The organism is Microbulbifer sp. S227A, from assembly GCF_049800935.1.
The window spans coordinates 21,122-44,197 of the sequence record NZ_JBNAFZ010000008.1; the positions used below are offsets into that span (position 1 = coordinate 21,122).

The 23,076-nt window shown below is 63.5% G+C and carries 27 protein-coding genes; 18 read left to right on the top strand and 9 right to left on the bottom strand.

All coding sequences use genetic code 11. The annotated features are described in order from the left end of the window. Nucleotides 1-81: 81 nt before the first annotated feature. From rpsJ to rplP, 10 genes are all read left to right on the top strand, one after another. On the top strand, nt 82-396 hold the full coding sequence (gene rpsJ, locus ACP15R_RS18095; RefSeq protein WP_008756422.1) for a 30S ribosomal protein S10: 315 nt from the start codon (nt 82-84) through the stop codon (nt 394-396). A 16-nt stretch (nt 397-412) separates the two neighbouring features. Next, nucleotides 413-1,138, top strand: a complete 726-nt coding sequence (gene rplC, locus ACP15R_RS18100) for a 50S ribosomal protein L3 (protein WP_424987613.1) — start codon at nt 413-415, stop codon at nt 1,136-1,138. Then, a complete protein-coding gene (rplD, locus tag ACP15R_RS18105) occupies nt 1,135-1,752 on the top strand; it encodes a 50S ribosomal protein L4 (RefSeq protein ID WP_424987614.1) in 618 nt (205 codons plus the stop codon). Before rplC ends, rplD begins: the two co-directional genes overlap by 4 nt. Then, nucleotides 1,749-2,045, top strand: coding sequence for a 50S ribosomal protein L23 (locus ACP15R_RS18110; RefSeq protein WP_424987615.1), 297 nt, complete (start codon nt 1,749-1,751; stop codon nt 2,043-2,045). Before rplD ends, ACP15R_RS18110 begins: the two co-directional genes overlap by 4 nt. A gap of 171 nt (nt 2,046-2,216) precedes the next feature. Further along, nucleotides 2,217-3,251: a fatty acid desaturase gene (locus ACP15R_RS18115; protein WP_424987616.1), complete on the top strand. Its 1,035-nt coding sequence runs from the start codon at nt 2,217-2,219 to the stop codon at nt 3,249-3,251. A gap of 206 nt (nt 3,252-3,457) precedes the next feature. Beyond that, nucleotides 3,458-4,300 carry a 50S ribosomal protein L2 gene (gene rplB, locus ACP15R_RS18120; RefSeq protein WP_424987617.1) on the top strand — a complete coding sequence of 281 codons (843 nt, stop codon included), beginning with the start codon at nt 3,458-3,460 and terminating at the stop codon, nt 4,298-4,300. A gap of 3 nt (nt 4,301-4,303) precedes the next feature. After that, the gene (rpsS, locus tag ACP15R_RS18125; RefSeq protein ID WP_106609258.1) at nt 4,304-4,582 is read left to right on the top strand and encodes a 30S ribosomal protein S19; all 279 of its coding nucleotides are present in this window, start codon (nt 4,304-4,306) and stop codon (nt 4,580-4,582) included. A 3-nt stretch (nt 4,583-4,585) separates the two neighbouring features. Then, entirely contained in the window at nt 4,586-4,966 is a 381-nt protein-coding gene (gene rplV / locus ACP15R_RS18130; protein WP_369953039.1) for a 50S ribosomal protein L22, read from the top strand. Then, nucleotides 4,966-5,673, top strand: coding sequence for a 30S ribosomal protein S3 (rpsC, locus tag ACP15R_RS18135; protein WP_424987618.1), 708 nt, complete (start codon nt 4,966-4,968; stop codon nt 5,671-5,673). The genes rplV and rpsC overlap by 1 nt, the downstream gene beginning before the upstream one ends. 12 nt (nt 5,674-5,685) lie before the next feature. Beyond that, nucleotides 5,686-6,099 (top strand): 50S ribosomal protein L16, encoded by a 414-nt coding sequence (gene rplP / locus ACP15R_RS18140; RefSeq protein WP_424987619.1) that lies wholly within the window; start codon nt 5,686-5,688, stop codon nt 6,097-6,099. 85 nt (nt 6,100-6,184) lie between these two features. On the opposite strand, the gene ACP15R_RS18145 is transcribed toward rplP, so the two are convergent. The 3 genes from ACP15R_RS18145 to cobU are packed head-to-tail and all read right to left on the bottom strand — an operon-like array spanning nt 6,185 to nt 8,032. Beyond that, complete coding sequence (locus ACP15R_RS18145; protein WP_424987620.1) at nt 6,185-6,877, bottom strand: glutathione S-transferase; 693 nt, start codon at nt 6,875-6,877, stop codon at nt 6,185-6,187. A 58-nt stretch (nt 6,878-6,935) separates the two neighbouring features. After that, on the bottom strand, nt 6,936-7,514 hold the full coding sequence (locus ACP15R_RS18150; protein WP_424987621.1) for a histidine phosphatase family protein: 579 nt from the start codon (nt 7,512-7,514) through the stop codon (nt 6,936-6,938). After that, on the bottom strand, nt 7,511-8,032 hold the full coding sequence (cobU, locus tag ACP15R_RS18155; RefSeq protein WP_424987623.1) for a bifunctional adenosylcobinamide kinase/adenosylcobinamide-phosphate guanylyltransferase: 522 nt from the start codon (nt 8,030-8,032) through the stop codon (nt 7,511-7,513). The genes ACP15R_RS18150 and cobU overlap by 4 nt, the downstream gene beginning before the upstream one ends. Before the next feature lie 101 nt (nt 8,033-8,133). On the opposite strand from cobU, the gene ACP15R_RS18160 reads away from it, so the two are divergent. The 7 genes from ACP15R_RS18160 to ACP15R_RS18190 all read left to right on the top strand — a co-directional run bounded on the left by ACP15R_RS18160 (nt 8,134) and on the right by ACP15R_RS18190 (nt 15,560). Beyond that, complete coding sequence (locus ACP15R_RS18160; RefSeq protein WP_424987624.1) at nt 8,134-9,012, top strand: RNA polymerase factor sigma-32; 879 nt, start codon at nt 8,134-8,136, stop codon at nt 9,010-9,012. Continuing rightward, the gene (locus tag ACP15R_RS18165) at nt 9,009-9,818 is read left to right on the top strand and encodes a ChaN family lipoprotein (protein WP_424987625.1); all 810 of its coding nucleotides are present in this window, start codon (nt 9,009-9,011) and stop codon (nt 9,816-9,818) included. Before ACP15R_RS18160 ends, ACP15R_RS18165 begins: the two co-directional genes overlap by 4 nt. A 64-nt stretch (nt 9,819-9,882) precedes the next feature. Next, the gene (coaBC, locus tag ACP15R_RS18170) at nt 9,883-11,079 is read left to right on the top strand and encodes a bifunctional phosphopantothenoylcysteine decarboxylase/phosphopantothenate--cysteine ligase CoaBC (protein ID WP_424987626.1); all 1,197 of its coding nucleotides are present in this window, start codon (nt 9,883-9,885) and stop codon (nt 11,077-11,079) included. A 47-nt stretch (nt 11,080-11,126) separates the two neighbouring features. Further along, the gene (gene dut, locus ACP15R_RS18175; RefSeq protein ID WP_424987627.1) at nt 11,127-11,582 is read left to right on the top strand and encodes a dUTP diphosphatase; all 456 of its coding nucleotides are present in this window, start codon (nt 11,127-11,129) and stop codon (nt 11,580-11,582) included. Further along, on the top strand, nt 11,582-12,640 hold the full coding sequence (gene moeB / locus ACP15R_RS18180) for a molybdopterin-synthase adenylyltransferase MoeB (RefSeq protein WP_424987628.1): 1,059 nt from the start codon (nt 11,582-11,584) through the stop codon (nt 12,638-12,640). The genes dut and moeB overlap by 1 nt, the downstream gene beginning before the upstream one ends. Before the next feature lie 80 nt (nt 12,641-12,720). Next, the gene (locus ACP15R_RS18185) at nt 12,721-14,733 is read left to right on the top strand and encodes a M3 family metallopeptidase (RefSeq protein ID WP_424987629.1); all 2,013 of its coding nucleotides are present in this window, start codon (nt 12,721-12,723) and stop codon (nt 14,731-14,733) included. Continuing rightward, nucleotides 14,730-15,560: a TylF/MycF/NovP-related O-methyltransferase gene (locus ACP15R_RS18190; protein ID WP_424987630.1), complete on the top strand. Its 831-nt coding sequence runs from the start codon at nt 14,730-14,732 to the stop codon at nt 15,558-15,560. Before ACP15R_RS18185 ends, ACP15R_RS18190 begins: the two co-directional genes overlap by 4 nt. 10 nt (nt 15,561-15,570) lie before the next feature. Here ACP15R_RS18190 and ACP15R_RS18195 read toward each other — a convergent pair whose 3' ends face one another. The 6 genes from ACP15R_RS18195 to ACP15R_RS18220 are packed head-to-tail and all read right to left on the bottom strand — an operon-like array spanning nt 15,571 to nt 22,143. Next, a complete protein-coding gene (locus ACP15R_RS18195; RefSeq protein WP_424987631.1) occupies nt 15,571-16,515 on the bottom strand; it encodes a 2-hydroxyacid dehydrogenase in 945 nt (314 codons plus the stop codon). A 4-nt stretch (nt 16,516-16,519) separates the two neighbouring features. Next, a complete protein-coding gene (rodA, locus tag ACP15R_RS18200) occupies nt 16,520-17,671 on the bottom strand; it encodes a rod shape-determining protein RodA (RefSeq protein ID WP_424987632.1) in 1,152 nt (383 codons plus the stop codon). Next, entirely contained in the window at nt 17,668-19,611 is a 1,944-nt protein-coding gene (mrdA, locus tag ACP15R_RS18205) for a penicillin-binding protein 2 (RefSeq protein WP_424987633.1), read from the bottom strand. Before mrdA ends, rodA begins: the two co-directional genes overlap by 4 nt. Then, entirely contained in the window at nt 19,611-20,138 is a 528-nt protein-coding gene (locus tag ACP15R_RS18210) for a hypothetical protein (RefSeq protein ID WP_424987634.1), read from the bottom strand. Before ACP15R_RS18210 ends, mrdA begins: the two co-directional genes overlap by 1 nt. Before the next feature lies 1 nt (nt 20,139). After that, the gene (gene mreC / locus ACP15R_RS18215; protein ID WP_424987636.1) at nt 20,140-21,042 is read right to left on the bottom strand and encodes a rod shape-determining protein MreC; all 903 of its coding nucleotides are present in this window, start codon (nt 21,040-21,042) and stop codon (nt 20,140-20,142) included. Nucleotides 21,043-21,102: 60 nt separating this feature from the next. Then, complete coding sequence (locus ACP15R_RS18220) at nt 21,103-22,143, bottom strand: rod shape-determining protein (RefSeq protein WP_424987875.1); 1,041 nt, start codon at nt 22,141-22,143, stop codon at nt 21,103-21,105. A gap of 346 nt (nt 22,144-22,489) precedes the next feature. Between ACP15R_RS18220 and ACP15R_RS18225 the strand changes: the two genes are divergently transcribed. Further along, nucleotides 22,490-23,062: a hypothetical protein gene (locus tag ACP15R_RS18225; RefSeq protein WP_424987638.1), complete on the top strand. Its 573-nt coding sequence runs from the start codon at nt 22,490-22,492 to the stop codon at nt 23,060-23,062. Nucleotides 23,063-23,076 lie beyond the last annotated feature (14 nt).

The following is a 23,076-nucleotide window of genomic DNA, read 5'->3' on the forward strand; positions in this document are numbered from 1 at the left end:
CGCCCTTCGGGTTCGAAGAGGGCCGCCGGAATGAGCCAGCGGTCGTCCTATCAACTCCAAAAGCCTTGAAAGGCTGACGAAATGCAAAGCCAAAACATTCGCATTCGGCTGAAAGCTTTCGATTACCGCGTCCTGGATGCCAGCACGCAGGAAATCGTGAACACAGCCAAGCGGACCGGTGCCAACGTCCGTGGCCCGATCCCGCTGCCCAACAAGATCGAGAAATTCACCGTTCTGCGTGGTCCCCACGTTGACAAGAAATCTCGTGACCAGTTCGAAATCCGCACGCACAAGCGCCTGCTGGACATCGTTGATCCGACCCCCCAGACCGTGGACGCGCTGATGAAGCTCGACCTCGCCGCTGGCGTGGATGTCGAGATCAAGCTGCAATCGTAATCGGAGGGTAGTGAACATGCGCTCTGGTATTATCGCAAAGAAAGTCGGCATGACCCGGCTGTTCCTGGAAGACGGCAAGCAGATCCCTGTGACCGTCCTGCAACTGGACCAGCTGCAGGTTGTCGCACAGCGCACCACCGACAAGGATGGCTATACCGCCGTTCAGCTGGGTGCCGGAACCTCCAAGGTCAAGCGTGTCAGCAAGGCCATGCGCGGGCATTTCGCGGCCGCCAAGGTCGAGCCCAAGCGCAAGGTTGCCGAGTTCCGCGTGAGCGAGGACAACCTGATCGGCGTTGGCGAAGAACTGTCGGCGGAACACTTTCTGGAAGGCCAGAAAGTCGACGTCAGCGGCACCTCGATCGGTAAGGGTTTCGCCGGTGGCATGAAGCGCCACAACTTCGGCGGTCTGCGCGCCACGCACGGCGTGTCGATCAGCCACCGTTCGCACGGTTCGACCGGTCAGTGTCAGGATCCCGGCAAGGTTTTCAAAGGCAAGAAAATGGCCGGCCACATGGGGGCTGCCCGTGTGACCACGCAGAACCTGGAAGTCGTCAAGACCGACGCCGATCGCGGCCTGGTGTTCATCAAGGGTGCCGTTCCCGGCTCCAAGGGTGGCTGGGTCACGGTCAAGGACGCGGTCAAGAAAAAGCTGCCCGAAGGCGTGCCGTTCCCGGCTGGCCTGAAGAAAGCCGCAACCGAAGCACCCGCGGAAGAAGCGCCCGCGGAAGGTGGTGAAGCATGAAACTTGACGTGATCAAACTGGACGGCGCGAAGGCCGGCGACATCGAGCTCAATGCCGAACTGTTCGGGCTGGAGCCGCGTGCGGACATCCTGCACCGCGTCGTGCGCTGGCAGCGCAACAACGCGCAGGCCGGGACCCACAAGGTCAAGACCCGCAGCGAGACCAGCTATTCGACCAAGAAGATCTATCGCCAGAAGGGCACCGGCGGCGCACGCCACGGTGACCGCAACGCGCCGATTTTCCGTGGTGGTGGCATCTACAAGGGTCCCGTCGTGCGCAGCCACGGCCATGACCTGACCAAGAAGTTCCGCAAGCTGGGCCTGCGCCACGCGCTGTCGGCCAAGGCCAAGGCGGGTGAACTGGTCATCATCGAAGACGCAACCGCAGAGGGCAAGACCGCCGCCCTGGCCAAGCAGGTCAAGAACCTGGGCTGGAAACGCGCTCTGGTCATCGATGGCGCGGCTGTCAACGAAGGCTTTGCCAAGGCCGCCCGCAACATCGAGGGTCTGGATGTCCTGCCGTCGATGGGCGCAAACGTATATGACATCCTCAAGCGTGACACCCTGGTGATCACCAAGGCGGGTGTCGAAGCACTGGAGGCTCGTCTGAAATGAGCGCGAAAGCAGAACATTACGACGTGATCCGCAAGCCGGTCATCACCGAGAAATCCACCATGGCCTCCGAGAGCGGCGCAGTGGTGTTCGAGGTGGCGATCGACAGCAACAAGCCGCAGATCAAAGAGGCGGTCGAAGCCTTGTTCGGTGTCAAGGTGAAGGCGGTCAACACCACCATCACCAAGGGCAAGGCCAAGCGTTTCCGCGGCCAGCTGGGCAAGCGCAAGGACGTCAAGAAAGCCTATGTGACCCTCGAAGAGGGCAACACCATCGACGTATCCACCGGTCTTTGATCGGACGTTGTCTTTGGAATGATATGAAAGCCCCCGCGAAAGCGGGGGTTTTTCTATAGGCGGTGACGTTGGGTCTTGATCGCAGCTGACGGCGTCTTGCCGTGAAATCACTTGCTTGGCCGGTGCGGTATTCAACCCGGTTTGATCCGTAACAACAGACAGGGTAGACGCATGAGTGAACCGTCTCTGCCGGCCGGGGAAACGCCGACGGCGGCCAATGCGCGCGATTGGGTTACGACCCTTGCCAGGTATCGCGAACCGGACCAGCTGCGCAGTTGTTATGAGCTAGCCGTCAGCCTCATTCCCTTTCTGGCGCTTTGGGCGCTGGCATGGCTGTCGCTTTCGGTGAGTTACTGGCTGACCTTTGCGATCGCCTCGGTCAATGCCGCTTTTCTGCTGCGGCTTTTCGCGATCCAGCATGATTGCGGGCATGGGGCTTTCTTCAAGAACCGTGCCCTGAGCGATTGGGTGGGGCGGGTCATCGGCGTACTGACCCTGACCCCGTATGACGTCTGGCGTCGCACGCATTCCATCCACCACAACAGTTCCGGCAACCTGGACAAGCGCGGCATCGGGGATATCCATACGCTGACGGTCGCCGAATACCGGGACATGACGCCGCTAAACCGGTTCCTTTACCGGGCCTATCGTCATCCGGTGACGCTTTTTGTCTTTGGACCCGGCTATCTGTTCCTGTTGCAGAACCGTGTGCCGCTGGGATTGATGAATAGCCTGAAATACTGGGTCAGCGCGATGGTGACAAATGTCGCCATCGTTCTGGCGCTTTTGATTGTCTATCATTTTGGCGGTTGGATGCCGCTGCTGCTGATTTTCCTGCCGACGACACTGATCGCGGCCTCGGCGGGGGTCTGGCTGTTCTATGTTCAGCACCAGTTCGAGGATACGCACTGGAATATCCAGGAGAACTGGCAATTGCACGAAGCCGCGCTGCATGGCAGCTCGCATTATATATTGCCCTCTGTCCTGCAATGGGTCAGCGCCAATATCGGTATCCATCATGTTCACCATCTCTACAGCAGGATCCCGTTTTACAGGCTGACCGAGGTGCTGCGCGATCACGAGGAGCTGGCGAACAGCAATCAGATGACCATACGCCAGAGCCTTGCCAATGCCCGTTTGCACCTGTGGGATGAAAACCAGCGCCGTCTCCTGTCTTTTGCCGAGGCGCGCGCGCTGGAGCGGTGAACGGGATTGCCGGGTTTTGCATTCGCGGCCTTGACCCTGTTACCCTGATCGCCTAAACGGGCGCATCGTCGTGGCCCCGGATTCGTTCCGGGGCTTCTGATGTTTATAACCGGGGACCTTCGGGGCCCTACAAATCTGGCACCTACGGGGGCCTCAAACATAGCGGCGGGCAAACCCGCTGCATTGCTAAACGGAAGACAGAAAGCATGGCACTCAAGTCGTATAAGCCGACGACGCCGGGCCAGCGCGGGCTGGTGCTGATCGACCGTTCGGAGCTGTACAAAGGACGTCCGGTCAAATCCCTTACCCAGGGTCTGACCAAATCGGGCGGCCGGAACAACACCGGGCGGATTACTATGCGTCGCACGGGCGGTGGGGCAAAGCGCCTTTACCGGATCGTCGATTTCAAGCGCAACAAGCTGGACGTGGCGGCAACCGTCGAACGGATCGAATATGACCCGAACCGGACCGCCTTCATCGCCCTGATCAACTATGCCGATGGCGAGCGCGCCTATATCCTGGCCCCCCAGCGTCTGGCTGTTGGTGACCAGGTCATCGCCTCTGCCAAGGCCGATATCAAGCCGGGCAACGCGATGCCGTTCTCGGGCATGCCGATCGGTACCATTGTCCACAACATCGAGATGAAGCCCGGCAAGGGTGGCCAGATCGCACGCGCCGCGGGCACCTATGCCCAGTTCGTCGGCCGCGACGGTGGCTATGCCCAGATCCGCCTGTCTTCGGGCGAACTGCGCCTGGTGCGTCAGGAATGCATGGCGTCCATCGGTGCCGTGTCCAACCCCGACAACAGCAACCAGAACTTTGGTAAGGCTGGCCGCATGCGCCACAAGGGCGTTCGCCCCTCTGTGCGTGGTGTGGTCATGAACCCGATCGACCACCCCCATGGTGGTGGTGAAGGCCGTACCTCGGGTGGTCGCCACCCGGTGACGCCGTGGGGCAAGCCGACGAAGGGTGCAAAAACCCGCAACAAGAACAAAGCGTCCAGCAAGCTGATCATCCGCTCGCGGCACGCCAAGAAGAAGGGACGCTGATAGATGTCTCGCTCTGTTTGGAAAGGTCCTTTTGTCGACGCATATGTGTTGAAAAAGGCCGAAGCGGCCCGCGAAAGCGGTCGCAACGAAGTCATCAAGATCTGGTCGCGCCGCTCGACGATCCTGCCCCAGTTCGTGGGCCTGACGTTTGGCGTCTACAACGGCAAGAAACATATCCCAGTCAACGTCAGCGAAGACATGATCGGTCAGAAGTTCGGTGAATACTCCCCGACCCGGACCTATTACGGTCACGCCGCTGACAAGAAAGCGAAGCGGAAGTAAGTCATGGGCAAGGAAAAGAACCCCCGCCGCGTGGCAGACAATGAAGCAATGGCAAAACTGCGCATGCTTCGCACCAGCCCGCAGAAACTGAACCTGGTTGCCGCGATGATCCGTGGCAAGAAAGTCGATCGTGCCCTGACCGATCTGACCTTCAGCAACAAGCGGATCGCCGAGGATGTGAAGAAATGCCTTCAGTCCGCGATTGCGAATGCCGAGAACAACCACAACCTGGACGTCGATGAACTGATCGTCGCCGAGGCCTATGTTGGCAAGAACATGACCCTCAAGCGCGGTCGCCCTCGGGCCCGTGGCCGGTTCGGCAAGATCATGAAGCCGTTCTCGGAACTGACCATCAAAGTTCGCCAAGTCGAGGAGCAAGCCTAATGGGTAACAAAGTCAATCCGATTGGCATGCGCCTTCAGGTGAACCGCACCTGGGACAGCCGCTGGTACGCGGACACCAAGGACTATGGTGATCTGCTGCTGGAAGACCTGAACATCCGCGAGTTCATCAAGGATGAGTGCAAACAGGCCGGTGTCAGCCGCGTGATCATCGAGCGTCCGCACAAGAAGTGCCGCGTCACGATCCACACGGCGCGTCCGGGGGTCATCATTGGCAAGAAAGGCGCGGATATCGAAACGCTGCGCAAGAAAATCGCCAACATGACCGACAGCGAGCTGCACCTGAACATCGTCGAAGTGCGCAAGCCCGAGCTTGACGCCGCGCTGGTGGGCGAGTCCATCGCACAGCAGCTCGAGCGCCGGGTATCGTTCCGCCGTGCGATGAAACGTGCCGTTCAGAACGCCATGCGCATGGGTGCCCTGGGTATCCGGGTGAACCTGGCCGGTCGTCTGGGTGGTGCCGAGATCGCGCGGACCGAATGGTATCGCGAGGGTCGCGTTCCGCTGCACACGCTGCGTGCCGACATCGATTACGCACATGTAGAGGCCTCGACCGCCTACGGGATCATCGGGATCAAGACCTGGATCTTCAAAGGCGAGATCATGGAACACGACCCCGCTGCACGTGACCGTAAAGCTCAGGAACTCCAGGATGGTCCCGCACCCCGTGGTGCTGGTGGCCGCCGCTAAGGAGATACGACAATGCTTCAACCAAAACGTACAAAATTCCGCAAGATGCACAAAGGCCGGATCAGCGGCCTGGCAAAAGGCGGAAGCGATCTGAACTTTGGCACCTATGGCCTCAAGGCTCTCCAGCCCGAGCGCGTGACGGCCCGCCAGATCGAAGCTGCACGTCGTGCCATGACGCGTCACATGAAACGTCAGGGCCGTGTCTGGATCCGTATCTTCCCGGATACGCCGGTCACCTCCAAACCCACCGAAGTCCGGATGGGTAAGGGTAAGGGTTCGGTTGATTTCTGGGCTGCCAAGGTCAAGCCGGGCCGCGTGATGTTCGAGCTTGATGGCGTCAATGACGACATCGCCCGCGAGGCGCTGCGCCTTGCCGCGATGAAGCTGCCGATCAAGACCCGCATCGTGGTGCGCGAAGACTGGTAAGACCCGGTCTGCCACGTCAAGACATGACAAGGCCCCCTCCGATGGATCGGAGGGGGCCTTTTCCGTTTCTGGATGCCGGGGGGTGTCAGCGTGACGTGAAATCGGGCCAGGGTGCCGTTGGCAGGTCGCTGGGATAGGGCAGGGGATCATAGGTGATTTCATGTGCCGCGATGCGCCAGGCCAGAACCGCCGGGTCGGCCAGCAGGGCATGGCAATAGGCCAGCGCCCTGTCGGACACGGGCAGGCCATATCCGACGATCCGCGCCGCGACCGGGGTATAGAACACCTCGGCAAGCGTGTAGTTGCCAAATAGCCAGCCGGATCTGCTCCCCGATATCGTGCGCGCGTGGCTCCACAGGGTTTCGATGCGTTGCAGGTCGGCCATGACCGCGTCCGAGGGTTGGAAGCCGCGGTAACAATGCATCAATTGCATCGGGCATTCCGCCCTGAGCGCGCCAAAGCCGCTGGCCATTTCGGCGCAGAGCCAGCGCGCCGTGGCCCGGTTTGCGGGTTCGGCGGGCCACATTCCGGCCTCGGGGTGGCGTTCGGCCAGTGTTTCGCCGATGGCGAGGCTCTCGCCGATGACGGTGCCGTCCGGGGTTCTGACCGCCGGAACCAGCCGCGCCGGTGCCAGTTCCGCCATGTCGCGGGCCATGGTGCCGGAATACAAGCCAACCAGGTGGGTGTCGCAGGGGATGTCGAATTTCTCGAACATCAGCCATCCGCGCAAGGACCAGCTTGAGAACATCCGGTCGCCGATAAACAGATCATAGGTCATGTTCCGAGCCTAGATGCGGGGCAGGGGCCGGTAAAATGGCGATTTGTGGCCGCGTTCATCACGGAAGATGATTGATGCGCCGGACCTGCCACCCGGCATCCGCCAGGTGCAGTTCGGTGATCGACAGATTGTCGATCCTGTTGCCGATCACCTGCTGTGCAGGCTGGCCAGTGGCGCGCTCGATCTGGGTCATGATGACGCCGATATGGGCCACGGCGATGATGTGCCCGCCGCGATGCGTCTCGATCAACCGGTCCACCGCAGGGCGGATGCGTTGCGCCGCCATGTTCCAGCTTTCTCCGCCCGGTGGCATCGGGTCGCCGGGGGTTTCCCAATAGGCGCGGCTCAGCGCGGGATGGCTCTTGGCGACGTCGGAAAAATGCCGCCCGTCCCAGTCGCCAAAGTGAAACTCGCGCAGTTCGGGCAAGTCGGGCAGGCGGGTCCGACCGGCGCTGAGCACGTCGGCCGTGGCCGTGGCGCGGATCAGGTCGGAAGCCACCACGACGGCATCCCCGGGCAGGAATCGGTTCAGCCGCGCGATCTGTGCCGTGTCGGACAGGTCGGCGGGCACGTCACGCCAGCCGACAAAGGCGCGTTCATGGGTGGGGCCATGGCGGACCCAGTGGAACGTGGTCATGGCAATTCCCCCTTCAGCACGCGCGGCAAACCGACCACGACCTGCACAACCGTGTGACATTCCCGTGCCAGCGTGATGTTGAGCCGCCCCTGTGTCTCGCGAAACCGGCGGGCGAGCGGGTTGTCCGGCACGATCCCCTGGCCCACTTCGTTGGTCACGATCACCAGGTCGGCGGCACAGGTCCGGATCGCGTCCACCAGCATGGCCTCGGCCCCGGCGATGTCATGCCCGGCCAGCATCTGGTTGCTGAGCCACATGGTCGCGCAATCGAGCAGACAGACCTGTTGCGGCGTCAGCGACCGGAGCGCGGCGGCCACATCCAGGGGAGCCTCGATCGTGCTCCATGCATCGCCCCGGCGCGCCACATGCAGGTCGATCTTGTCACGCATCTCGGCGTCGAACACCTGTGCGGTTGCTATATAGACCATCGGTTTGTCCGCGCCCTCGGCAAGCCCTTCGGCAAAGGCCGATTTGCCCGAGGCTGCGCCGCCCAGAACGAGGGTGTGGGTTGGTTGCACGTCCGTCTACCCATGATTGATCCAAACTTCTGCGCCCTGCGTATCTGTCATGAAAACGCAAAACAACCCGCCGAAGATCGGGTCACAGACCGGGGGTAAGGATGGCACTGGATTCACAGAACGACATGTCCCTGACGCGCAAGGCCATGAAGGCCGAGTTGCTGGATGCGGAAACCGAATTGCGGCTGGCCCATGCCTGGCGCGATGACCGTGACGAAGCGGCGCTGCACCGGCTGATCAACGCCTATATGCGGCTGGCGATTTCCATGGCCGCCAGGTTCCGCCGCTATGGCGCGCCGATGAACGATCTGGTGCAGGAGGCGGGGCTGGGCCTGATGAAGGCGGCGGACAAGTTCGACCCGGACCGCGGAGTGCGCTTTTCGACCTATGCGGTCTGGTGGATCAAGGCGTCGATCCAGGATTACGTCATGCGCAACTGGTCGATGGTGCGGACCGGTTCCACCAGCAGCCAGAAATCCCTGTTCTTCAACATGCGCCGGGTTCAGGCACAGCTCGAACGCACGGCGGCGGCGCAGGGCGCGCAACTGGACCGGCACCAGCTGCACCAGCTGATTGCCTCCGAGGTGGGCGTGCCGTTGCGCGATGTCGAGATGATGGATGGCCGTCTGTCGGGGGGTGATTTTTCGCTGAATGCGACGCAATCGACCGAGGATGAGGGGCGCGAATGGATCGATGCCCTCGAAGACCAAGGGGCGCAGGCCGCCGAGCTTGTCGAAGACCGCCATGACCGGGCACAATTGCGGGAATGGTTGCTGCTGGCGATGAACGACCTGCCCGAGCGCGAACGGTTCATCGTGCGCGAACGCAAGCTGCGCGACACGCCCCGTACCCTTGAAAATCTTGGCGAGGAGCTGGGCCTGTCGAAAGAGCGCATTCGCCAGCTCGAGGCGGCGGCGTTCCAGAAGATGCGCAAGAGCCTTGAAACCCGCGCGCGCGAGGTGCAAACCTTCTTCGCATGAGGTTCATTCAGATATTGATCCTGGCACTGATGGCCGCGCCGCTCTGGGCGGCCGATCTGCCTGAGGACGTGATTGCACGATTGCAGAACGCGGATGTGGTGATCGTGGGCGAGGTGCATGACAACCCCGCCCATCACGCCAACCAGCATGCGGTTCTGAGCGCGTTGCAACCCAAGGCCGTGGTCTGGGAAATGCTGACGCGGGACGAGGCGGGCCGGATCACCTCCGAGATGATTCACGCGCCAGAGCGTCTGGCGACGGCGCTGGAATGGTCGCAATCCGGCTGGCCCGCGTTTTCGATGTATCACCAGGTTTTTCTCGCCGCTCCCGATGCGCGGATCTTTGGCGGCGAGGTTCCGCGCGAAGCGGCGCTTGCAACCATCCAGAGCGGCCCGGCCACGGTGTTCGGGGCGGATGCCGAACGATACGGTCTGACGACCCACTTGCCCGAGGCCCAAGAGGCCGCCCGCGAAGCACTGCAATTTGCCGCCCATTGCGAGGCGGTGCCGCGCGAGCGGATGCGGGCCATGGTCGACATTCAGCGTCTGCGCGACGCGGTTCTGGCGCGTGAAGTCATCGCGGCGTTCAAGGAAACCGGCGGGCCGGTGGCGGTGATCACCGGCAACGGGCACGCCCGGCGCGATTGGGGCATCCCGGTCTATCTGGACCGGGTACAGCCGGGTCTGAACCTGTTCGTTCTGGGCCAGTCCGAAGCCGGCCGGATCGACGGCGCGTTTGACGCGGTCCTCGACAGCGAGGCCCCCGCGCGCGAAGATCCGTGCACTGCATTCCGCGACGACGGATGAAATGCGCTGGCAGATCGTGAGCCGCCCGCATATGGTCGGGGCGATCTGAACCAGGGGGCACGGGATGCTGGCGTCAAAACGCATTTTGCTGATCATCGGTGGCGGGATCGCGGCCTATAAATCGCTGGAACTGATCCGGCGCTTGCAGGACCGGGGGGCGAGCGTGACCCCGGTTCTGACCCGCGCGGGCGAGGAATTTGTCACGCCGCTGGCGGTGTCGGGGCTCGCGGGGCAGAAACTCTACCGGGATCTGTTCGATCTCGGGGATGAGGCCGAGATGGGCCATATCCAGCTGTCGCGCAGTGCCGACCTGATCGTGGTGGCCCCGGCAACCGCCGACCTGATGGCCAAGATGGCGGGCGGGCTGGCCAATGACCTGGCCTCGACCCTGCTGTTGGCGACCGACACGCCGGTTCTGATTGCTCCTGCGATGAACGTGCGCATGTGGGAGCACCCGGCGACGCGGCGCAACCATGCCCGGCTGATCGCGGATGGTATCCGTTGTGTCGGACCCAACGAGGGCAGCATGGCCTGTGGTGAATTCGGGCCGGGGCGCATGGCAGAGCCGATGGAGATCGTCGCGGCCATCGAGACCGCGCTGACCGACGGGCCGCTGCGGGGCAAACGTATCCTTGTGACGTCGGGGCCGACGCATGAACCCATCGACCCGGTGCGTTACATTGCCAACCGGTCGTCCGGAGCACAGGGCACGGCGGTGGCGCGGGCGCTGGCCGGGCTCGGGGCCGAGGTGGTGTTTGTCACCGGTCCCGCCGATGTGCCGCCGCCCGATGGTGTCGAGGTCGTGCGCGTGCAGACCGCGTTGCAGATGGCCGAGGCGGTACAGGCGGCATTGCCGGTGGATGCCGGTGTTTTCGCCGCAGCGGTGGCGGATTGGCGCATGGCGCAGGCCAGCGACCGCAAGCTCAAGAAAAGCCGCGATGGATTGCCGGTGCTCGAATTCGCGGAAAACCCCGACATTCTCGCCACGGTGTCGCAGATGCGCGAGGGACGTCCGCCGCTGGTTGTGGGCTTTGCCGCCGAAACCAACGATGTGCTGGAAAACGCCACCGCCAAGCGGGCGCGCAAGGGCTGTGACTGGATCGTCGCCAATGACGTCAGCCCGGCGACCGGCATCATGGGCGGCAGCGAAAACGCCATTGTCCTGATCAGCGATGACGGGGCCGAGACCTGGCCGCGCATGGGCAAGGACGCGGTGGCGCAACAGCTTGCCCAGCGTATCGCGGCGGCGCTCGCAGATTGATTGACCGCCCCGGCGTCGGGGCAGATGACCAACAAGGGCCAGGTGAAATGGTAGCAATTCGGGTGATATTTGAAGACGGTGCCGACCGGGACGTGCCGCTGCCCTCGTATGAAACGGCAGGGGCGGCGGGGGCCGACCTGCGCGCCAATTTTGCCGATCGCGGAACCGTAACGCTGGCGCCGGGCGCGCGTGCGCTGGTGCCGACCGGGTTGCGCATCGAGATACCCGAAGGGTACGAGGCGCAGATCCGCCCGCGTTCGGGGCTGGCGCTCAAGCATGGCATCACGCTGCCCAATGCGCCGGGCACCATCGACAGCGACTATCGCGGTCCGCTTGGGGTGATCGTGATGAACGCGGGCGAGGCCCCGTTTGAGATCGCTCATGGCGATCGGATCGCGCAGATGGTCGTGGCCCCGGTGGTGCAGGCGCGTTTCGACCTGGCCGATGGGCTGGGCGATACGGAACGTGGCGCGGGCGGCTTTGGGTCGACCGGGCGGGGCTGATGCTGCTGGTTCTTGGATTTGCCGCGCTGATCTGGTGGGGCGGTGGCTGGATGGGCGTGTCGCGACAGGCGCGGCTGACGCTGTTGGCGGCCCTTTTCGGCGTCGTGCTGTTGGCGCAGCTGATCCTGCCGGTGGGGCATCCGGTCCGGGTGGTGACTGGCGGCGCGCCCGCGCCTTGGCTGTTGCTCGCCGGGTTCGCGGGGATCGTCGCGCTGTACCGGCGCGGGCTGCTGGCGCTGCGCAATCGGGCGCGGGCTGGCGACGCGCCGCAATCCACGCCACAGCCGGGGGGCACGTTCAGCGCAACCGAGCTGGACCGGTATGCCCGTCACATCGTGCTGCGCGAGATTGGCGGGCCGGGGCAGAAGCGCATGAAACAGGCGCGTATCCTCGTGATCGGGGCGGGTGGTCTTGGCGCGCCGGCCTTGCAGTATCTTGCCGCCGCCGGCATCGGTACAATCGGTGTGATCGACGATGACGTGGTGGAAAACGCCAACCTGCAACGGCAGGTCATCCACCGTGACGCAGATATCGGCATGCCCAAGGTGTTTTCCGCACAACAGGCGATGCTGGCCCAGAACCCGGCGGTGACGGTACGCCCCTATCACCGCAGGCTGACGTCTGAAATCGCCGCGGACCTGTTCGCGGAATATGACCTGATCCTTGACGGCACCGACAATTTCGACACCCGTTACCTGTCGAATGCCACGGCGGTGGCGGCGGGCAAGCCGCTGGTCTCGGGGGCCTTGTCGCAATGGGAAGGGCAGCTTTCGGTTTTTGACCCGGCGCATTCAGGCCCCTGTTATCAGTGTATATTCCCCGAGGCCCCGGCGCCCGGGCTGGCCCCCTCCTGTGCCGAGGCCGGGGTGATTGGCCCGCTGCCCGGAGTGGTGGGCGCGATGATGGCGGTCGAGGCGATCAAGGTGGTGACCGATGCCGGGGCACCGCTGCGGGGGCAGATGCTGATCTATGATGCGCTCTATGGCGAGACCCGCACCATCCGGCTTGCGCCGCGCGCGGATTGCCCGGTTTGCGGCGGCAAGGGGCGGGTGGGCTGACCCCCACAGCAGAAATCTCGCGCCGGCCACTGGACCCGGGGGCCGTGCGCTCCTAGCTTGCGTGTCAGAAGGAGATTGCCATGACCAACCCGATCCTGACCGACTGGAACACAGCGTTTCAGATTGCCCCTTTTGACGCGATCTCTGACAGCGATTTCGCCCCCGCGCTTGACACTGCGCTGGAGCAGCACAGGGCCGAGATCGCGGCGATTGCAACCAATTCCGAACCGGCAAGCTTTGCCAACACGGTCGAGGCGCTCGAGGCTGCGGGCGAGGCGCTGGACAAGGTCCTGTCGGTGTTCTTCACCGTATCCGGGGCCGACAGCAACCCGGACCGCGAGGCCCTGCAACGGGAATTCTCACCCAGGCTTGCGGCGCATTTCTCGGATATTTCCGCCAACAAGGTGCTGTTTCGGCGGGTGGCCGAACTCTGGGCGCGCAAGGATGAGTTGCGCCTGACCGCCGAGCAGGCGCGGGTTCTCCTGCTGACCCATCGCGGCCTGGTGCGGGCCGGCGCGGCGCTTGAAGGCGACGCGGAAGCGCGCATGAAAGAGATCAAGTCGCGGCTTGCCACGCTTGGGACCGCCTTTACCCAGAACCTGCTGGCGGATGAGCGGGAATGGTTCATGGAACTGTCCGAGGCCGATCTTGACGGGCTGCCGGCATTTGCCGTCGATGCGGCGCAGGCGGCGGGGCGGGAAAAGGGCGTGGCAGGGCCGGTTGTCACCCTGTCGCGGTCGATCATCGTGCCGTTCCTGCAATTCTCGCCGCGCCGCGATCTGCGCGAACGGGCCTATGCCGCTTGGGTGGCGCGTGGCGCGAATGGCGGCGATACGGATAACCGCGCGATTGCCGCCGAGATTCTGGCCCTGCGGCAGGAACGGGCGGCTTTGCTGGGATATGACAGCTTTGCGGACTACAAGCTGGAAACCGAAATGGCGCGCACGCCGGACAAGGTGCGCGACCTTTTGATGGCGGTCTGGGAACCGGCCAGGGCGCGCGCGGATCAGGATGCCGAGGTGCTCGCCCGGATGATGCATGAGGACGGTATCAACGGCGCTCTGGAGCCCTGGGACTGGCGGTATTATGCGGAGAAGCGGCGCAAGGCCGAGCATGACCTGGACGAGGCCGCGCTCAAGCCCTACCTGCAACTCGACCGGATGATCGAGGCGGCGTTTTCCTGTGCCAATCGCCTGTTCGGGCTGGAGTTCCGGGCGGTCGATCTGCCGTTGTATCACCCGGATTGCCGGGCGTGGGAGGTGACGCGCAAAGGCGAGCACGTGGCGCTGTTCATCGGGGATTACTTCGCGCGTGGATCGAAACGGTCCGGGGCCTGGTGCTCGGCGATGCGGTCGCAGGCCAGGTTCCCGCGTGTGCAGGCACCGATTGTCATCAATGTCTGCAACTTTGCCAAGGGCGATCCGGCGCTGTTGTCCTATGACGATGCGCGCACGCTGTTTCATGAATTCGGCCACGCGCTGCACCAGATGCTGTCGGATGTCACCTACGAGAGCATTTCGGGCACGTCGGTCGCGCGCGATTTCGTGGAATTGCCCAGCCAGCTCTATGAACACTGGCTGGAAGTGCCCGAAGTGCTGCGCGAATTTGCGGTACATGCGGAAACCGGCCAGGCGATGCCGGCAGAGATGCTCGACAAGGTGTTGGGTGCGGCGACGTTCGACATGGGCTTTCAGACCGTGGAATACGTGGCCTCGGCGATGGTTGACCTGGCGTTTCACCAGGGCGACGCCCCCGCCGATCCGATGGCGCGCCAGGCCGAGATCCTCGGAGAGCTGGGCATGCCGCACGCGATCGGGATGCGCCACGCCACGCCGCATTTCGCGCATGTCTTTGCGGGCGATGGATATTCCAGCGGCTATTACAGCTACATGTGGTCCGAGGTGATGGATGCCGATGCCTTTGCCGCCTTTGAAGAGGCCGGTGGCGCGTTCGATCCCGAGCGGGCGCAGGCGTTGGAAGAACATATCCTGTCCGCCGGCGGCTCGCAGGAACCGGATGTGCTCTATACCGCGTTCCGGGGGCGCCTGCCCGAGGTCGGAGCCCTGTTGAAAGGCCGCGGATTGGCGGCATGAAGGACACCAGAATGGACAAGCAAGTGACCGACCAGACCCAAGCCACGCCACAATCGGACCTGCACAAGGTTTCGGTATCCGATCCCGGTTTCGAGATGTACGTGGATCTCATGGCAAAATGCCTGACCGACATGATTTATGGCGGAGACCGGCGGATTGTGCGGCGCGGCAACAAGATCGCGTTTGACAGGAAAAAGCGCTTTCAGGGGCGCGACTGGCCGGTTGTCGGGCACAGCATGGCGGGGGTCCGGCGGTTGCAGAATGTCGCGCACCTGACCGACCGGGTGATCGCAGAGGACGTGCCGGGCGATTTCATCGAAACCGGCGTCTGGCGCGGCGGCGCGTCTGCGATGGTGCGCGGGGTGCTGAAGTTTCGCGGCATCGAGGACCGCAAGGTGTATCTTGCCGACAGTTTCGAGGGGCTGCCGCCCCCCAACGAAGAAGACTATCCGGCAGACAAGGGCAGCCGCTATCACACGCGCGGGCGGTTGGCCGTGGGGGTCGATGCGGTCAAGAAGACCTTTGAGGCCTATGACCTGCTGGATGATCGGGTCGAGTTCGTGGTCGGCTGGTTCAAGGACACGCTGCACAAGCTTGACGTGCCGCAATTCGCGTTGATCCGGCTGGACGGGGATATGTACGAGTCAACCATCCAGGCGATTTCGGCGCTTTATCCCCGGCTGGCTCCGGGCGGGTTTGTCATCGTCGACGACTATGGCGGGATCAAGGCCTGCCGCCAGGCGATCCACGATTACCGGGACGCGCAGGGGATCACCGAAGAGATCCACAAGATCGACCATACCGGCGTGTGGTGGCAGAAAACCTGATCCCCTAGGTTCAGTACCCGAGCGCGCGATCCACGACATGCAGGAACGGTTCGCCGGCTTCGCCCCGGCGGATGTTCTCGGCAATGGTCTGGCTCGCCGTGCCCTCGCGCGTGGCCGAGGCGATATGCGGCGTGACGGTGATGTTGGGATGCGCCCAGAACGGATGATCGGCGGGCAGCGGTTCGGCCCGGAACACGTCGAGTGTCGCATGGCTCAGCTGTCCGCTGTCAAGTGCGGCGACCAGCGCCGTGTCGTCGATCAACGGGCCGCGTCCCGGATTGATCACCACTGCGCCGCGCGGCAATTCGGCAAGCGTGTCGGCGTTCAGGATGTCGGTCGTGACCGGCGTGTCGGGCAGCAGCAGAACGAGGATCTGCGCGGTTGAAAGCGCGGTCTGCAACCCGTCATAGCCATGATGGGTGGCAACCTGCGGCACGGTCTTGGCGCTGCGGCTCCAGCCGCTGACGGGAAACCCGAGACCGGTCAGCGCGGCGGCGCAGGCCTGTCCAAGCGCGCCCATGCCCAGGATGGTGACCGGGCGGTCCTCGGCGAGCGGTGGCACGTCGCTGCGCCATTGCCCGTCCTGTCCGTGGATATGGGCATCCATCCCCAGGTGATGCCGCAACACGTGCCCGGTGACCCATTCGACCATGCCCTGTGTCAGCCCGTGATCGACCATCCGGGTCAGCGGCACGGTCAGGGTATCGTTATGCACCACGCCCTCGACCCCGGCCCAGAGGTTATGAACCGCCTTGAGCCGCGTATAGGGGCGGAAATCCTGAACCGGGCTGTTGGGCGCATAGATGATGTAATCGACCTCGGCGGGCGCGAAATCGGTGCGCAGGTCAAAGTCGATCCCGGTCTGCGACAGCGCCTGGGTCAGGGCTTTGGTCAGCGGCCCTTCATAGCTGTCCCAGCGTTCGGTTTTGGCGGCGAAGAGAATGTTGATGGTCAATGTGTTACCGTCTTTGTTGGCGTGGGCGATGGATATGGGCGCTGTGAACCAGCCCGAAGGCGACCATCAGGACCAGCATGGCCGAACCGCCATAACTGACCATGGGCAGGGGCACGCCGACAACCGGGGCAAGCCCCATGACCATCGACATGTTCACCGCGAAGAACAGGAAGAAATTGAGCCCGATCCCCAGCGTCACCAGCGAAGAAAACCGGTCGCGCGTGGCCAGTGCGGTGTAGACACAGAACACGATGATCAGCGCATAGAGCGTCAGCAGGGAAAACCCGCCGACAAAGCCGAACTCTTCGGCCAGCGTGGTAAAGATGAAATCGGTGTGTTTCTCGGGCAGGAAGTTCAGGCGTGATTGCGTACCCTGCATGAAACCCCGCCCGGTCCAGCCGCCCGAGCCCAGGGCGATCTTGGATTGGGTGATGTGATACCCGGCCCCCAGCGGGTCGCTTGAGGGATCGAGAAAGGTATCGATGCGGCGGTATTGGTAATTCTTGAGCAATTGCCATTCGGTGCCACGGCTTTCGAACACGGCGGTGACCAGGCCGACGCCGGCGGCGATGACGGCCGCGAAATAGGCCCAGTGTACACCGGCCAGAAACATCAGCCCGCCCCCCGCCGTCAGCAGCAGGATCGAGGTGCCAAGGTCGGGCTGTTTCAAGACCAGCGCCGTCGGCAGCAGGATCAACGCCACCGGGATCATCACCCAGAACGGGTGTGAGGTTTTCTTGGCGGGCAGCCAATCGTAATAGGCGGCCAGTACCATCACCAGCGAGATCTTCATCAATTCGGACGGTTGCAGGCGCATGAAGCCGAGGTTGATCCAGCGCTGCGCGCCCTTGCCCTCTTCGCCGATTGTCGCCACCAGCACCAGCAGCACGACCCCAACCAGATAGGCAAGCACCGACATGTTGCGCCAGAACCAGATCGGCACCATCGCCACGATCACCATGACCGCAAAGCCAAGCGCGAACCGCTTGATCTGGGGTTCCGCCCAGGGGCTGAACGAGCCGCCGGCAACCGAATAGAGCATCAGGAATCCGACGCTGGCGACGCTGATCAACAGCAGCGTCAGCGGCCAGTTCATGTGCAGCATCTTGCGCGGGCCGGTCGGTGTCGATTTGACGTTATGCTCGAGATAACTCATGCGCGGTCGCTCACCGGGGCGCTGACACCGGGGTAATCGCGGTGCAGGCGCTCTTGCTGGGCCTTGATCTTGCTGCGATCGCCGGCGGGATAGGCCGACAGGGGCGGGGTGTCGCCATAGAGGGCCTGCAACATCACGTCGCGGGCAATCGGGGCCGCGGCGGTCGATCCGCCGCCGCCATGTTCGACGATGACAGACACCGCATAGCGCGGGTTGTCATAGGGCGCGAAACACACATAGAGCGCGTGGTCGCGCCGTTCCCATGGCAGGTCGCGGTTATGAATCACGCCCGCCGCGCGTTCGGCCTTGGTGATGTTGCGCACCTGGCTGGTGCCGGTCTTGCCGGCCATGCGATAGGCGTCTTCGATGATGCGGCTGCGATAGGCGGTGCCCCGGCGGCTGTTGCACACGTCATACATGCCGCGCCGCACCTGCCGCAGGTGGTTTTCGTTCATGCCGAGCGAGTCGCCGGCGCCGCTGGGTTGCTCGATGCCGTTGATCTTCTTGACCAGGCGCGGCGTCACCGCACGTCCGGTTGCCAGCCGCGCCGACATCACCGCAAGCTGAAGCGGCGAGGCCAGCATATAGCCCTGGCCGATCGACGAGTTGGCGGTGTCGCCGATCCGCCAGACATCGTTGTGAACCCGTTCTTTCCATGCCCGGTCGGGGGCCAGCCCCTCGGCGACCGCCGACATCGGAATGTCGTGCCGTACCCCGAGTCCAAAGCGTTTGGCCATGGCGGAAATCTTGTCGATGCCGACCTTGATTGCAACGTCATAGTAATAGACGTCGCAGCTTTGCATCAGCGAGGCATTCAGGTCCACATGCCCGTGCCCGCCGCGTTTCCAGCAATGGAACCGCCGGCCGGACACTTCGAGATGCCCCGGACACCAGACGGTTTCCCCGGCACCGACCAACCCTTCTTCGAGCGCGGCCAGCGCCGTGATCATCTTGAAGGTCGAGCCGGGCGGGTAGGTGCCCTGCACCGTCTTGTTGGCCAGCGGGCGATAGGGGTCTTCGGTGAGACCGCGATAATCGGCCACCGAAATTCCCCGCACGAAGAGATTGGGATCAAAGCTCGGCGACGAGCAGATCGCCCGCAGATCGCCGGTTTCGCAATCGATCACCACGGCGGCGGCGCTTTCGGTGCCCAGACGTGCCTGCACATAGCCTTGCAGGTCGGCGTCGACGGTCAGTTGCAGGTCGGCACCCGATTGGCCCTCTTGCCGGTCCAGTTCGCGCATCACGCGCCCGGTGGCATTGACCTCGACCCGCTTGGCCCCGGCCTTGCCGCGCAGCACGTCTTCGCGCTTGGCTTCGAGCCCGACCTTGCCGATCTGGAATCGCGGGATCAGCAGCACCGGTTCGGGATCGTCGATCTGTTTCAGGTCATAGTCGCTGACCGGGCCGACATAGCCGATCACATGCGCCAGATCCGCGCGGCGCGGGTAGACGCGGGTCAAGCCGACTTCGGGCGTGATGCCGGGCAGGGCCGGGGCATTGACCGCGATCTTGCTGATGTCCTGCCAGCTGACCTGGTCGGCGAGGGTGATCGGCAGAAAGGGCGGGCTGCGCCGCATTTCGGTCAGCGCCTTGTTCAGGTCTTCCTCGTCCAGCTCCACGAGTTGGGACAGGTCGGCAATCACCTTTTCCACGTCGCCCGCATCCTCGGGGACGATGATGATCCGGTAGCTGGGCGAGTTATGGGCCAGCTGTTCGCCATTGCGGTCGAACAATTCGCCCCGCGCCGGTGGCAGCAGGCGGATATTGACGCGGTTTTCCTCGGCCAGCAGGCGGAACTGGTCGGCCTGATCCACCTGCATATAGCGCATCCGCATCCCCAGCGTCCCGATGAGCGCCAGCTGCGCCCCGCCGAGAACCAGCGTTCTGCGGCTCATCTGGCGGTGGGTCGACTCAAGTTCCCTCGGATTGCGTCGCATCAGCGGCTCCCCAGTGCGTCGGAATTGCCGGGCGACAGCTTGCGCACGCCCATAACGGTCTGGGTCACGAAGGCCACCAGCGGATATGCGGCCATGGTGAGGACCATTTGAACAAGATGCAGCGACAGCGGCGCCCTGTCCACCAGCGTCATCGTCAGAATGAGCCGGTCCAGCACGGTGATGCCGGCGATGACCACGCAGACATTGAACCATTCCACCACAAAGCTGGTTTCGCCATGGCTGTTGGAGCGACTCTTGAGGAATTCGCAGCCCAGAACCACCAGCAGCGCCATTAGCCCCGGGGGGCGCTGAAACAGCAGGTCCGCCATCAGGATAACCGCCGCCACGCTGAGCGGGGGCACATAATCCGGACGGCGCAGCACCCATGCGAGGGTAAAGGCGATCAGCAGATCGGGCGGTGCCCAGTTGCGTGGCGTGGTGTCCAGCGGGATCAGGTGGAAAAACACGATCAGCGCGCACAGGGCGATGAACCACAGGCGCATGGCCCATGTATGCGAGAGCGACATGTCACTCATCGCCTGCCGGTTCCGATTGTGCCGTGTCACGGGGGGCAAGCGGGGCGACGATATTGCCCGGATCCGATATCGCCTCGGTCCCGTGATGGCGCAGCACCCGCAGGAATTCGAGCCGCTCGTAATCCGCCGCCAGCCGGACGCGCAGCCGCCCGGAAGGGTCGGCGGCGACCTGACCGATCAACAGGCCCGCCGGGAACACCCCGCCATCGGCCGAGCTGATCACCCGGTCGCCGGGGCGCACGAGGTCGGTATTTTCGAGGAAATCCAGAATGGGTGCGGCCGAGTTGTCACCGGCCACCAGCGCGCCCTGGCCCGAGGGCTGGATGGTTGCGGGGACGGCGCTTGCCGCGTCGGTCAGCAGGATGACCCGCGACGTTGCCTCGCCGGTACCGGAAATGCGCCCCACGAGGCCGATGCCGTCCATCGCCGCCCAGCCATCGACGATACCGTCGCGCGCCCCGACATTCAGCAACACGGATTGCCGGAACGGAGATCCGGAATCCGCCATCACGACGCCGGTGATATAGGTCAGCCGCGGGTCGAGGCGGACATTACTGAGATCGAGGAGCCGGGCGTTTTCCTGTTCCAGTTGCAGCGCCGCTTCCTTCCAGGCCTGCATCTGCCGCAACTCGTCGCGCAGGTCGCGGTTTTGCTCGGCCAGCCGCTGGTAGCTCTGGAAATCGCGGATCAGGTTGATGGCGCCGGTGACAGGAACCATTGCCCAGCTCATGTTGGGCACGACCTTGTCGGTGACCTGGGCGCGAAACCGTTCGACCCGCGGGCTGTCGATCCGCCAGACGAGGAAAATTGCCAGTAGGCACAGGCACAGCACCCCCAGCAATAGCCGGCGCAGCGGGGTCGTATAGTCGTCGCGTTGTGAACGGTCCTTGGCCAACGGAACCTCATTTGCGGCGCGCGGGGCACCGGCAATCCATGCTAGGCGAGGGTGCGCGCCCTAGCTGTCGTAGTCAATCGCGTGTCGCAGTTGTTTTTCGAACTCCAGCGCCTTGCCGGTGCCCAGGGCAACACAGTTCAGGCTTTCATCGGCAATCGACACAGCCAGCCCGGTCTGCTCGCGCAGTGCCAGGTCGAGATCGCCCAGCAGCGCCCCGCCGCCGGTCAGCATCACGCCCCGGTCGACGATATCGGCGGCCAGGTCGGGCGGTGTCGTTTCCAGCGCGGTCATCACCGCTTCGCAGATTTGCTGCACCGGTTCGGACAGGGCTTCGGCAACCTGCGCCTGGCTGACTTCGAGTTCGCGCGGAACACCGTTCAGCAGGTCACGGCCGCGAATTTGCATCGACGCGCCGCGCCCGTCATCGGGCATCCGGGCGCTGCCGATGCTGGTCTTGATCCGCTCGGCGGTGCTTTCCCCGATCAGCAGGTTCTGCTGGCGGCGCAGATAGGCGATGATCGCCTCGTCCATGCGGTCGCCCCCGACCCGGATCGAGCGGGCATAGACGATGTCGCCAAGGCTCAGCACCGCGACTTCGGTGGTGCCGCCGCCAATATCCACGACCATGTTGCCGGTGGGATCGGTGATCGGCATCCCGGCCCCGATGGCCGCCGCGATCGGCTCCGCGATCAACCCCGCCTTGCGCGCCCCGGCGCTCAGCACCGAGGTGCGAATCGCGCGTTTTTCCACCGGCGTCGCACCGTGGGGCACACAGACGATGACCTTGGGTTTGGAAAAGGTCGAACGGCGGTGAACCTTGCGGATAAAGTGCTTGATCATCTCTTCGGCGGTGTCGAAATCCGCGATGACCCCTTCACGCATCGGGCGGATCGCCTCGATGGAACCGGGGGTCCGGCCCAGCATCAGCTTGGCATCCTCGCCCACCGCAAGCACCCGCTTGACGCCATCCTTGACGTGATAGGCGACCACCGAGGGTTCGCTCAGGATGATGCCCCGCCCCTTGACATAGACCAGCGTGTTGGCCGTTCCGAGGTCGATCGCCATGTCCGAGGCAAAGATGCCGCCCAAATTACCGAAGATCGACATGCACGTGGTCCTGTAGGTTACTGTAGATTGGGCCCGCGACTCGCAGCGAGCCAAGCCGTGCATCTTATATGCCCGTGCCGGTTTGTGCGAAAGGTCCGAATTCCCGCCGATCAGCGCATTATTGCCCGTTCGGGCGATGACGCCGCGCAAGGCGGGGGCAGGGTGCAGATCGGGCAAGCCATGAAAAGCACGGGGTTTTCCGGCAATATGACGGTTCGGTTGCCGCCACGTGCCCTTGCATCCCGGCAATGACGGGCTTGTCGCATTTACATGGCGGTTCTAGACTCGGGCGCAAAACCGGACCGGGCAACAGACCCGTGCCGACAACAAGGAGACCACCATGTTCAGATTTCTGATCGGCACGACCTTGGTGCTGGGGCTGTTCTGCACGGCTGCCGTCGCGGCGCCGCTGAAGTTGACGCCCGCCAAGCCGCAACCCTCGTCGGTCAAGAGCGGGCTAAACGTGACCTATGGCTATTCGGAAACCAAATTCAAGACATTGTCGCGGGCCAGGCAAATCCATGATGCGAACCCGCAGCGCGGGCAACCGTTGCGCGGGCTGGACTATCGCGAAAAGGAATTCGGCGAGCTTAACCTGACCGCAACGCAACCGTGGTATTTCGCCGCCAGGATCAAGGGCTATTACCGCTTTGATGCGCCCGGGGTCTATGACATCGAGATGTTCACCAATGACGGTCTGGATGCCTATATCGGCGGTCAGAAGGTCGGGTATTTCTCGGGTATCCAGGGCTGCGAAGGCACCGTGGTAACCCAGGTCGAGGCACCGGTGGCGGGTTGGTATGACCTCAGCATCCTCTATTATCAGAATGCCGGCACCTCCTGTCTGATGATGAAGGCCGGCCCGGCCGGGCAAAAGCGCAGCTGGGTGGCCAACACCGCCTTTGGCCGCTGACAGGGGAGGCGCGC